This is a genomic window from Shewanella sp. K8, from assembly GCF_028823715.1.
Taxonomy (GTDB): Bacteria; Pseudomonadota; Gammaproteobacteria; order Enterobacterales; family Shewanellaceae; genus Shewanella; species Shewanella algae.
On sequence record NZ_JAPEHY010000003.1, the window covers coordinates 141,791 to 153,520 of the forward strand.

The following is an 11,730-nucleotide window of genomic DNA, read 5'->3' on the forward strand; positions in this document are numbered from 1 at the left end:
AATATGAAGTTATTTGCATCCTGCATGTTTGCGGCGCTGCTTGGGGTTGCCCAAGCCAGTGCTCCGGCTTCGGCCGAGTCTGTTTCTGCCTCGGCGGCTTCGTCCTTGAAAGCGGCCGCCCAGCCTATGCTGGTGGAGAAAAAGTCGTTTACCACCACTGAGTTTCGCACAGTATCGGGCAAAGTGTTGCCCAGTGTGACCGTCGGCTGGGAAAGCTACGGCAGTCTCAATGCGGCCAAGGACAATGTCATACTGATCACTCATTTCTTTTCCGGTAATTCCCACGCCGCCGGCAAGTACGCCGAGTCTGATCCCCAGAGTGGCTATTGGGACGCCATCATAGGGCCGGGTAAGGCGATAGATACCAATCGCTTCTTTGTTGTCAGCGCCGACACTCTGGTCAACGCCAATGTGCACGACGGTCATACCATCACCACAGGGCCTGCCAGCATCAACCCTGAAACCGGCAAACCCTGGGGATTGGATTTCCCCGTGGTGACCATTCATGACTTCGTCGAGGTGCAGCGCTTGCTGCTGGAGAGTCTCGGCATTGAAAAACTCCATGCGGTGATGGGTGCCTCCATGGGGTCATTTCAGGCGCTAGATTGGGCGGTGAGTTACCCGGACAGAGTCGAGCGGCTCATTCATGTTATCGGCGCCGACAGCATGGATGCCTGGAGCGTACCGGCACTGGAAAAATGGGCCCTGCCTATCCGGCTGGATCCCAACTGGCGCGGCGGCGACTACTACGGCAAGACGCCCCCGGTGGCAGGGCTGACCGCGGCGCTGCTCAATATCACCCAGGATGCAATGGCGCCGGAGGCCTATCTGGCCAGCTTCAAGGACTTCACTGTGGCCGACAAAGGCGCGCTGGCGGATATTCGCACGCTGCCGCAAATCAGCCAGATCTTGCAACAGCGCGCCGGGGCCAGAGCGGCATTGCAGGATGCCAACCATGTACTGTATCTGGTACGGGCCTCACAACTGTTCAGTGCCGATTGGCAAGGGGGCGAGCTGAAACCCGCCTTGGCCAAGATAAAGGCCAAGAGCCTGTTGCTGCCCGCCAGTGGCGATCTGCTGCTGCGCCCCCAGAGAGTGAGGCAGATGGCCGCCACCCTGAAGGAACTGGGTAAAGAGGTAGAGATAAGTGAAATTAAAGGCCCCTGGGGCCATCTCGATGGCTTGTTCTCCATTCAGAGCAAGAGTGATGAAATCCGTACATTTCTGGCGGACTGAGTCACGCCGCCGCAAGGCGTAATTTAAGGAGCCTGTATGAAAGACCCTAAAACCGTATTGATCACCGGCGCGGCCAGCGGTATCGGCCTGGCGATTGCCACTGAGCTGGCGGCCTTTGGCCACAGGATATTGCTGAGCGATCTCGACCCTGAGCGGGCGATACTGGCCGCCAACACGCTCAATCAAGCCGGCGGCAACTGCTTGGGCCTTGGGCTCAATGTCGCCGACTCCCGGGCCATCGAAGCGCTGACCGAGCAACTGACTGACATTGAAGTGGATGTGCTCATCAACAATGCCGGACTGCAGCATGTGGCGCGCCTCGATGCCTTTCCGGCCGAGAAGTGGCAACTGCTGCAACAGGTGATGCTCACTGGCCCGGCGATGCTTTGCAAGGCATTGCTGCCGGGAATGCGGGAGCGAAACTTTGGCCGCATCATCAATATCGGCTCTATCCATGCACTGGTGGCATCTAGGTACAAGTCGGCCTATGTGGCCGCCAAACACGGTTTGCTGGGGCTGAGCAAGGTAGTGGCGCTGGAAAACGCCGACTGGGATATTACCGTTAACACGATTTGCCCAGCCTATGTGAAGACACCGCTGGTGGAGGCGCAGATAGCGTCTCAGGCAAGGGAGCACGGCATGAGCGAGCAAGAGGTTATCGACAACATCATGCTGTCCCCCATGCCGAAGAAGGCGTTTATCGGCGTCGATGAAATCGTGCATTCGGTAGCGTTTTTGATGGCACCGGCGGCGCGCAATATTACCGCCCAGACGCTGGTGCTGGACGGTGGCTGGACCGCGCAATAAGGCAAGACAGGCTGACACAGGAGAATCACTATGGCCGGGTTGGATAAAAGGGTTGCCAGTCATGAACAGGCATTGGAGGGGATAACCCATGAGATGCGGATCATTGCCGGAGGCTTTGGCCTTTGTGGCATTCCCGAGGGCTTGATAGCCGAGTTGGTGCGCAGAGAGGTGCGTGATCTGGAGCTGGTGTCCAACAACTGTGGCGTCGACGACTTCGGTCTTGGGCTGTTGCTGCAAAACCGCCAAATTCGCAAGATGGTGGCGTCATACGTGGGTGAAAATGCCCTGTTTGAGCAATTGATGATGACTGGTGAACTGGAGGTGGAGCTGGTGCCTCAGGGCACTCTGGCCGAGCGGATCCGCGCCGGCGGCGCCGGGATCCCGGCGTTTTACACGGCCACCGGGGTAGGAACCCCCGTGGCCGAGGGCAAACCCAGTGAACATTTCGAAGGTCGGGAGTATCTGCTGGAGCGCGGCATAGTCGCCGACTTTGCGCTGGTTCGTGCCTGGAAGGCCGATTGGCAGGGCAACTGCATCTATCGCCACACCGCGATGAACTTCAACCCCTTGGCAGCGATGGCGGGCAAGATAACAGTGGTGGAGGCCGAAGAGATAGTTGAGCCCGGCAGCCTACCGCCATCACAAATTCATACACCGGGAATTTTTGTCGATCGCCTGGTGCAGGGACAGTTTGAAAAACGCATCGAAAAGCGCACCTTTCGGCCCAGCTAACAGGAGAACAGCATTATGGCGTTGAGTCGCGAACAGATGGCTATGCGGGTCGCCAGAGAGATCCGTGACGGTGATTATGTCAATCTGGGCATAGGCATTCCCACTCTGGTAGCCAACTACCTGCCACCGGGGATAGAGGTGATGCTGCATTCGGAAAATGGTCTGTTGGGAATGGGGCCGTTTCCGCTGGAGGAAAAGATAGATGCCGACATGATCAATGCCGGTAAGGAGACAGTCACTGCGGTCAAAGGCGCGGCGATTTTCGACTCGGCCCTGAGCTTTGCCATGATAAGGGGCGGGCATGTGGATCTCACTGTGTTGGGGGCGATGGAGGTGGATCAACAGGGCAATATTGCCAGTTGGATGATCCCGGGCAAGATGGTCAAAGGGATGGGCGGCGCCATGGATCTGGTGGCTGGCGCGGCCAACATCATATGTACCATGATGCACTGCAGCAAACAGGGTGAGTCCAAGTTGCTTGAGCGCTGCACGTTGCCGCTGACCGGGGTTAACTGTATCAAGCGGGTGCTGACGGACTTGGCACTGCTGGAGATCCGTGACGGCGGTTTTCATCTACTGGAGCGCGCGCCGGGGGTGACTGTTGAGGAGATCCGTGCCAAGACGGCGGGCAGACTGCATTGTGGCGAGTCTGTGCCGGAAATGACCTTTGATTAATTCGCTAAATTGGGGGGCATTTTTAGCTGCCGTGATTTGCGCTCGAATCGCCAGGCTTCAAGATAACAAACCTTTGTTTGAGGGTGAGTTTTCACCCTCGAATTCCCCAAGGGGGCTGCATTGAATCAAACTAGGTACCCAAAGCGGTATCTGGCGATCAAAATAGGGAGCCTGAGTATTTAAAAAATCTTGAACAGATAAAATCGGCTTTCATGGCTCAATCTATTGATATAAATCGAAAAAAAACCGTTTAAATGGCATGGGTGAACATCGCAACTGTAGTTTATATTTCAAAGCCTTGGATAAACTGTGATTCGTGCTTGCATTATGGGGCACAGCAAGGTTTAATTGCGCCGTTTTGAAGGTACATTCAGTCCTGACAGGCAAACGTGAGTAACAGGGTTATTATGGTTCACGAGTCATTAACCGTGTAAATGAACAAAGCACCATTTACACGGGGTTAAGAGGGTTTTAGCTAATGCACAGCCATTCATTTGCCGCACTGGTTCGCCAAGTGCCACAACACAGGTTTTCAACCATTGTCAGCTATGACAATACCGGCTTGAAACATCTCACGTTAATCCGCATCAATTCCGGCCGCGAACAGGCCAATAGTCCCAACTGAGCCCGTCGTCCATCTACGACGATAAATTCACTCGGCATTCATTTTTGAATCGCCGAGGACGGGTTATTTGTCCACCCTTACATTCAACACCAAGAGTTTTAGGTTAAATGCAAGCCAAGAATATTTACTACGAGACACTGCATCCGGCATACGGGCAGTATTTTGAGGTGGAAAAGGTGCTGTTCGAGCAAAAGACCGAACAGTGGCACCTGAGCATTTTTGAAAATGCCGCTATGGGACGGGTCATGGCGCTCAATGGCGCCATCCAGACCACAGAGAAAGATGAGTTTGTCTATCACGAAATGTTGACCCATGTGCCTATTCTGGCCCACGGCGACGTCAAGCGGGTGCTTATCATAGGCGGCGGTGACGGCGGCATGCTGCGGGAAGTGGTCAAACATAAACAGATTGAATCCATTACCATGGTGGAGATTGATGCCGCCGTGGTGGAAATGTGTAAAAGCTATTTTCCAAACCATTCCCAAGGCGCCTACGATGACCCCAGAGTCAACTTGGTGATCAGCGACGGGATGGATTATGTTAGGCAATCACAGCAAAAATTTGATGTGATTATCTCTGACTGCACAGATCCCCTTGGTCCGGGAGAAGTACTGTTCAGTTCCGACTTTTACGAGGGCTGTAAGCGTTGTCTCAATGAAAATGGGATTTTTGTCGCTCAGAACGGCGTGCCTTTTATGCAGCTGGATGAAGTGCAAAATACCGTCAGACGCATGAGCTCTTATGTGAAAGAGTGTCGGTTCTATATGGCGGCCGTGCCTACCTATGTGGGTGGCAGCATGGCCTTTGCCTGGGCAACCGATGATCTTGAGGCGCGTCAGCATAGCCTGGCGACTCTCGAAGAGCGTTTTGAACGGGCCGGTATTACCACCCGTTATTACACGCCGGCTATCCATCAGGCAAGCTTTGCGCTGCCGGCGTTTGTCGAACAGGCGGTCGCGTCAGCGATGACGGTTACCGCATAACCCATTTTTTGATAACAGGCTAACGAACATGAGTGATTGGTCTATTGACGATGCCCGCGTCGGCTACAACGTCGCATACTGGAGCCAGGGATTTTACGGGATCAGCGATCAGGGTGAGGTGACAGTGTCACCGGATCCTTTGAATCCGGACAGCAAAATCGGCCTGAACGAACTGGCCAAAGATATGGTGAAGGCCGGTGTTAACCTGCCTGTGCTGGTCCGTTTCCCGCAGATTTTGCACCACAGGGTCGATAGCCTGTGCCAGGCCTTTAATCAGGCGATTCAAAAGTACGAGTACAGCGAGGACTATCTGTTGGTTTATCCCATCAAGGTGAACCAGCAGCAGACGGTGGTTGAGGAAATCCTCGCCAGCCAGGTCAGCAAAGAAGCACCGCAACTAGGGCTTGAAGCTGGCAGTAAGCCTGAGCTGATGGCGGTACTGGCCATGGCACAAAAGGCCAGCTCAGTCATAGTCTGTAACGGCTACAAGGATAAAGAATATATCCGCTTGGCACTGATAGGCGAAAAGCTGGGCCACAAGGTCTACATAGTACTGGAGAAGATGTCCGAGCTTAAGATGGTACTGCAGGAATCCCGCGAGCTTGGGGTTACTCCGCGTCTGGGTCTGCGCGCACGCCTGGCGTTCCAGGGCAAGGGCAAGTGGCAGGCCAGTGGCGGTGAAAAGTCCAAGTTTGGTCTGTCTGCTGCGCAGGTGCTGCGGGTGGTCAACGAGCTCAAGAGTGCCGACATGCTGGATTCGCTGCAGTTGCTGCACTTCCACCTGGGTTCGCAAATTGCCAATATCCGCGATATTCGCCATGGTGTGGGTGAAGCGGCGCGCTTCTACTGTGAGCTGAGAAAACTGGGTGCCAAGGTCAACTGTTTCGACGTGGGCGGCGGCCTGGCGGTGGACTATGACGGTACCCGCAGCCAAAGCAACAACTCTATGAACTATGGCCTGAGCGAATACGCCAACAATATCGTCAGCGCCCTGAGTGATGTCTGCGCCGAGTACGAGCAGCCGGTGCCGAGGATTATCTCTGAGTCCGGCCGTTTCCTGACGGCGCACCACGCCGTACTTATCACGGATGTTATCGGTACCGAGGCCTATTCCCCTGAGAATATTCAGCCACCGGCAGAGGATGCCCCACAGCTGCTGCACAACATGTGGCAGTCCTGGAGCGATATCCGCGGCCGCGCCGATTCCCGTGCCCTGATTGAGATTTTCCACGATACCCAATCGGATCTGGCCGAAGCTCACGCTCTGTTTGCTCTTGGGCAACTGAGCTTGGAAGAGCGCGCCTGGGCGGAGCAGACCAACCTGCGTGTCTGTCACGAGCTACAGGGCTTGATGAACAACAAGAACCGTTATCACAGGCCCATCATTGATGAACTCAATGAGAAACTGGCCGACAAGTTCTTCGTTAACTTCTCGCTGTTCCAATCGCTGCCGGATGCCTGGGGTATAGATCAGGTGTTCCCTGTGTTGCCGCTGACCGGGCTGGATACCGCGCCAGAGCGCCGCGCCGTGATGCTGGATATCACCTGTGACTCGGACGGCATGGTGGATCAGTATGTGGACGGGCAGGGGATTGAAACCACACTGCCGGTTCCTGCCTGGAGTGCCGAGAGCCCGTATCTTATCGGTTTCTTCCTGGTTGGGGCTTATCAGGAGATCCTCGGTGACATGCACAACCTGTTCGGTGATACCAACTCGGCTGTGGTGCGTCTCGATGAAAGCGGCCTGGCCAACATAGAGTCTGTGCTGTCCGGTGACACTGTGGCCGATGTGCTGCGCTATGTGAACCTGGATGCCGTATCCTTTATGCGCACCTACGAAGAGCTGGTGAATCAGCATATTGCCGAAGACGAACGCACCTCGATCCTTGAAGAGCTGCAATTGGGTCTTAAGGGTTATACCTATCTGGAAGATTTTTCATAAGGTCGGTGCATTCAGCAGGCCCTTCGGGGCCTGCAACAAGTAGAGATAAAAGATGTTTTTTGAAGGTTCAGAAAAAAAAATTGAAGTGATAGTGACGCCGGCTACGCCTTCGCTGCGCTCACTGGGAAAGCCCTTCTGGGAAGAGATGGTGGCCAAGGCCAATGCAGAAATCCTCTCTTCCGTCAGCAATGATTATTGCGATGCCTATCTGCTCAGCGAGTCGAGTCTGTTTGTTTGGGACGACAGGTTTTTAATGTTGACCTGTGGTACCACCACACTGGCGCGCTCGACCCTGCATTTTATCGACTCCCTCGGCGAAGAGGCGATAGCCTTTGCGACTTTTCAGCGCAAAAACGAATATCTGTCGCACCTGCAGGCCAGCTCTTTTGAGCAGGACTTACAGGCACTGAGAGAGAAACTGTCCGGCGTGGCGTACCGTATTGGTCATCTGGATTCCCATCACCATTATCTGTTTTGCAGCGACAAGGCCTTCAGCGCCGAGAGCGGTGATGCCACCAGTGAGCTGTTGATGTATCACATTCGCGGTGAGGCGGCCGACTATCTGCGCTCCGATAATCAAAGCTGCGCCGGGGTTCGCCAATTGCTGGCACTGGAAGAGATGCTGCCCGGATTCCAGTTTGATGACTTCCTGTTTGAGCCCTTTGGTTATTCCATCAACGGCATTCGCGGCAAAGAGTATATGACTATTCATATCACGCCCCAGGAAAGCAGCTCTTATGTCAGCTTCGAGACCAACCTGGATCTCGCCGCACAACCGATAGATATCTTCGCCCGTTTGCTGGCCATTCTCAATCCCGGCAGCTGGGATGTCATCGGCTTCAACGCCCAGTTGGACACCCGTGGTTACCCTGAACATTTATGTCTGGGAAGTTGCTCTTTGTCCCTGGAGCAGGGTTATAATGTTGGCTTCAGTCACTATCAGCAGATGTGCCACGAAGTGCTGATCCCTGAGTCCATGTAAATATCGGCATTAGCCAAGTTTTGGAGTATTTATGACCACTTTAGCAGATAAACCTGATTACTCGCTTTATTCAAATGCGTTTGGTTATTTGCGTCAGCCACTGGATTTCAAACCGCTAGAAAGCGATGCGGATGTGGTGGTAATAGGTTTGCCTTTCGATATGGCCGTTACCGGCCGCAGCGGTGGCCGTATGGGGCCCGGAGCTATCCGCAATGCCTCGACCAATTTGGCCTGGGAAGAGAAGCGTTGGCCTTGGGATTTCAGCCTCAGCGAATATATCAAGATAGTGGACGCCGGCGATCTGGTGTTCAACTGTGGTGATGCCGCCGACTTTACCGAGCGCACCGAAAACTTTGCCAGCAAAGTTCTGGCCTCCGGCAAGACACTGCTGAGCTTTGGTGGCGATCACTTTGTGACCCTGCCGCTGCTGCGCGCGCACCACAAACAGTTTGGCAAGATGGCGCTGCTGCACTTCGATGCTCACACCGACACCTACAGTCAGGGCAGCAAGTTTGACCATGGCACCATGTTCTATCATGCCCCAAACGAAGGCTTGATTGATCCGGCTCATTCTGTGCAGGTGGGGATCCGCACCGAATACACCAAAGAAGGCCACGGTTTTCAGGTGATTGACGCTGCCATGGCCAATGAAATGACCGCCGATGAAATTGTGGCGCAGATCAAGGCGCGGGTTGGCGATATGCCTTTGTATGTGACTTTTGATATCGATTGCCTGGATCCTGCCTTCGCGCCGGGAACCGGTACTCCGGTATGCGGCGGTCTCACCAGCGACAAGGCGCTGAAGATTATCCGCGGTCTCAAGGGCCTTAACATAGTGGGTATGGATGTGGTTGAAGTGGCGCCTGCTTACGATAGCGCCGACATTACTGCGCTGGCGGGCGCGACGCTGGGCCTGGAAATGCTGCATGTCTGGGCGCTGGGGCAGGGCAAAGTCAAGTAAGCCGCTTTACGTTAAGCCAACGCTTGTCGTTGGCTTTTCTTCTTGTATAGAGCCCCCAGCCTAGGCTGGGGGTTCCGTTTCGCTGGGGCTTTGCGCCCGGCTCAGGGACAAGGATAGACGATGACAGATTTGAGTGATGTTCGCCGCGAATACACCCAAGGCGGCCTCAGGCGCGCCGATCTGGCCGCCGAGCCCATGGCGCAGTTTGAGCGCTGGATGGCGCAGGCCAAGGATGCACCTTTGACGGACCCTACCGCCATGGTGGTGGCCACAGTGGACGAAACCGGCCAGCCGTTTCAGCGGATAGTCTTGTTGAAGCGTTTCGATCAGCAGGGTTTTGTATTCTTTACCAATCTGGAAAGCCGTAAGGCGCAGCAGATTGCCGTCAACGCCAAGGTCAGTTTACTGTTCCCCTGGCATCCGCTGGAGCGCCAGGTGGCCGTGACAGGGGTAGCCGAAGCCCTGTCTGCTACAGAGGTATTCAAGTACTTTGTCAGCCGTCCGAAAGACAGCCAGATAGCGGCCTGGGTCTCGAAACAGTCGAGCAAGCTTAGCGCCCGTCAGGCACTTGAGAGTAAGTTTGCCGAGATGAAGGCCAAGTTTGCCAAGGGCGAAGTCCCCTTGCCCAAGTTTTGGGGCGGCTACCGCATAGTGCCTTCCAGTGTGGAATTCTGGCAGGGCGGTGAGCACAGGCTGCATGACAGATTCCTCTACAGCCGCACAGATGACGGATGGGAGATCAATCGCCTTGCACCTTGATGGCGCTATGGCATAACAAGAGGGACGGCATCTGCCGTCCCTTTACTTTTACCCGTCAGCTATTTTAACCGCACTACGTTTTCTGCCTGCAGCCCCTTTTGGCCTTCAGTCACGCTGAAGCTGACCTTCTCACCCTCTTTCAGGGTGCGGCGGCCGCTGCCTTGAATGGCGCGGTAGTGGACGAACACATCGGCGGCGTTTTCCTGGGTTAGAAAACCAAAGCCCTTTTCATCGTTGAACCATTTAACGGTTCCTGTCACTTGTTGCTCTGACATAGTTTCCTCGTTACCTAATCTTGGCTGCTGGTCTGTATTAGCGTTTGTAGAATAAAAGGGTTTTGTTTCATTGGCTTGACAGTCTGGTGACGCTGAGAGAAATGGTTGCAGGCGGCCGTGGTGGTCCGTGAGCAAAAGTTCACTCAATAGCGGCAAAGGTTTTCTTGAAGTGAACAATATGCTTTAGTAATGAGTAATCTACAAAAAGCGCTTGCTTTTACCCGGGTGAAATCGGGCGCAGTTCAATTCACACCCTACAAGGAACAAGAATATGCAGAAATGGATCTCCTTGCTGGCGCTCGGCGCCTTCAGTAACCTGGCCCTGGCGGCTGACTGGCAGTTGGACAATGCCGACTCCAAGGTTAGCTTTGTGTCGGTCAAGAAAGGTGATATCGCCGAGGTACATGAGTTCAACCAGGTGAGTGGCACACTTGCCGAGAGTGGCGAATTCAAGTTGGAGATCCCGCTCAACGGCGTTAATACCGGCATTGAAATCCGCGACAAGCGGATGCAAACCATGCTGTTTGAGGTGGCTAACTTTCCTAGCCTGACCTTGACAGCACAAGTGCCTGCGGATCTATTGGACAAGCTCAAACCCGGCGAGTTGCTGACTACTGAGATTGATGGCGTGTTGTCGCTGCATGGCAAGAGTCAGAACAAGCGCTTTGGTGTGGTGGTGGCCAGACTCGGTGAGTCGAGCCTCTTGGTAACCTCGCAAAAAGCCGTCATAGTGAACGCCGAAGAGTTTGGTTTGACCGATGGGGTTGAAAAATTACGTGAAATTGCCGGTCTATCCAGCATCAGTAAGGCTGTTCCTGTCTCTTTTGTTCTAAGATTAAACAAGTAACAAACGACGGCTTGATTTGAGGCAAGACTCAAGGCGGATTTTGTTTCATAATGTGACTCTCTGATCGCCGCGTTGGCGGCGTTCGGAAGTTTGCCCCTTATGGGTTGGCCTGAGACGTTGCACGCGGGAAGAAAGATGGTTACAGACAAAGACGGCTATATGCACCTCATACAATTCCTGACCGAACACCTTGGATTGTTTGAGACTCCCGAAGGGGAATCTTTGGGCGACAGCAGCGTCATGGAACAGTTTGAAGAGCAGCTGTCGGCGCAGATTATTATGGTCTGTGGCCAGAATCCGCAACTGTCCTTTGCCCAGCGTAACACTGTTATCCGTGAGATAGATGCCATAGTGTACGATTTGGAAGAGATCCTGGCCAAGGTGGCCAATCATAAGGCTACGGCAAAGCAAACCTTGTTTATCAGCGAGTTTGCCGGTTTGATCAAGAATCTGTTTGATCAGGAAATCGCCAAGCTCCTGTCTCAATAACGCACACAGGTGGAGGCGCTCAATGCTGACACTGCTTTCCGGGTTTGATGACAATACAGTGGCAGTTCGCGCCAGCGGTGTGATCAGCGGTGATGATTACGATGCTGTTTTGCTGCCGGCGGTCGAGTCCAAACTCAGGGAACATGTGCTCATTAAACTCTGGTATGAATACGGAGCTGACTTCGAGGGCATCTCTTTGCAAGCGGTGTGGGATGATGCCTGCCTTGGACTGTTTCATCTGCAGGACTTTTCCCGTATAGCTGTGATCACCGATAGCCCCGCCATCGAGGGTATGGCTCAAACCTTGGCGCTGATGCTCCCTTGCCCGGTGGCCGTGTTTCCCAGAGCGGAAATGGCCAAGGGCCGAGCCTGGCTCTCGGGAACCTGAAGCGTTAACATCTGTCTTATCTGTAAGTT

14 protein-coding genes are annotated in these 11,730 nt (G+C 54.2%); 13 read left to right on the forward strand and 1 reads right to left on the reverse strand.

What is annotated here, in order from left to right; all coding sequences use genetic code 11:
* The first annotated feature begins 3 nt into the window (after positions 1 to 3).
* From ON072_RS03030 to pdxH, 10 genes are all read left to right on the forward strand, one after another.
* Complete coding sequence (locus tag ON072_RS03030) at positions 4 to 1,236, forward strand: E22 family MetX-like putative esterase (RefSeq protein WP_261752473.1); 1,233 nt, start codon at positions 4 to 6, stop codon at positions 1,234 to 1,236.
* A gap of 36 nt (positions 1,237 to 1,272) precedes the next feature.
* A complete protein-coding gene (locus ON072_RS03035; protein ID WP_261752474.1) occupies positions 1,273 to 2,043 on the forward strand; it encodes a 3-hydroxybutyrate dehydrogenase in 771 nt (256 codons plus the stop codon).
* Positions 2,044 to 2,073: 30 nt separating this feature from the next.
* Positions 2,074 to 2,775 (forward strand): CoA transferase subunit A, encoded by a 702-nt coding sequence (locus tag ON072_RS03040; RefSeq protein ID WP_044734376.1) that lies wholly within the window; start codon positions 2,074 to 2,076, stop codon positions 2,773 to 2,775.
* 15 nt (positions 2,776 to 2,790) lie between these two features.
* Positions 2,791 to 3,450, forward strand: coding sequence for a CoA transferase subunit B (locus ON072_RS03045; protein ID WP_028779305.1), 660 nt, complete (start codon positions 2,791 to 2,793; stop codon positions 3,448 to 3,450).
* 478 nt (positions 3,451 to 3,928) lie between these two features.
* Complete coding sequence (locus ON072_RS03050) at positions 3,929 to 4,075, forward strand: hypothetical protein (RefSeq protein ID WP_093983023.1); 147 nt, start codon at positions 3,929 to 3,931, stop codon at positions 4,073 to 4,075.
* 107 nt (positions 4,076 to 4,182) lie between these two features.
* Positions 4,183 to 5,058, forward strand: a complete 876-nt coding sequence (speE, locus tag ON072_RS03055) for a polyamine aminopropyltransferase (RefSeq protein ID WP_028779304.1) — start codon at positions 4,183 to 4,185, stop codon at positions 5,056 to 5,058.
* A 28-nt stretch (positions 5,059 to 5,086) separates the two neighbouring features.
* Positions 5,087 to 7,000, forward strand: a complete 1,914-nt coding sequence (gene speA / locus ON072_RS03060; protein WP_025888969.1) for a biosynthetic arginine decarboxylase — start codon at positions 5,087 to 5,089, stop codon at positions 6,998 to 7,000.
* 52 nt (positions 7,001 to 7,052) lie between these two features.
* Positions 7,053 to 7,982 carry an adenosylmethionine decarboxylase gene (locus tag ON072_RS03065; protein WP_044734378.1) on the forward strand — a complete coding sequence of 310 codons (930 nt, stop codon included), beginning with the start codon at positions 7,053 to 7,055 and terminating at the stop codon, positions 7,980 to 7,982.
* A 31-nt stretch (positions 7,983 to 8,013) separates the two neighbouring features.
* Positions 8,014 to 8,943, forward strand: coding sequence for an agmatinase (gene speB / locus ON072_RS03070; RefSeq protein WP_025009619.1), 930 nt, complete (start codon positions 8,014 to 8,016; stop codon positions 8,941 to 8,943).
* 120 nt (positions 8,944 to 9,063) lie between these two features.
* Positions 9,064 to 9,702, forward strand: coding sequence for a pyridoxamine 5'-phosphate oxidase (gene pdxH / locus ON072_RS03075; RefSeq protein WP_025888974.1), 639 nt, complete (start codon positions 9,064 to 9,066; stop codon positions 9,700 to 9,702).
* 59 nt (positions 9,703 to 9,761) lie between these two features.
* Here pdxH and ON072_RS03080 read toward each other — a convergent pair whose 3' ends face one another.
* On the reverse strand, positions 9,762 to 9,977 hold the full coding sequence (locus tag ON072_RS03080) for a cold-shock protein (RefSeq protein ID WP_025009621.1): 216 nt from the start codon (positions 9,975 to 9,977) through the stop codon (positions 9,762 to 9,764).
* A 271-nt stretch (positions 9,978 to 10,248) separates the two neighbouring features.
* Between ON072_RS03080 and ON072_RS03085 the strand changes: the two genes are divergently transcribed.
* From ON072_RS03085 to ON072_RS03095, 3 genes are all read left to right on the forward strand, one after another.
* Entirely contained in the window at positions 10,249 to 10,824 is a 576-nt protein-coding gene (locus tag ON072_RS03085; RefSeq protein ID WP_144190519.1) for a YceI family protein, read from the forward strand.
* A gap of 135 nt (positions 10,825 to 10,959) precedes the next feature.
* Positions 10,960 to 11,313, forward strand: coding sequence for a DUF3802 family protein (locus ON072_RS03090; protein ID WP_025888976.1), 354 nt, complete (start codon positions 10,960 to 10,962; stop codon positions 11,311 to 11,313).
* Positions 11,314 to 11,335: 22 nt separating this feature from the next.
* Positions 11,336 to 11,701: an STAS/SEC14 domain-containing protein gene (locus ON072_RS03095; protein WP_025009623.1), complete on the forward strand. Its 366-nt coding sequence runs from the start codon at positions 11,336 to 11,338 to the stop codon at positions 11,699 to 11,701.
* The last annotated feature ends 29 nt before the right edge of the window (positions 11,702 to 11,730 follow it).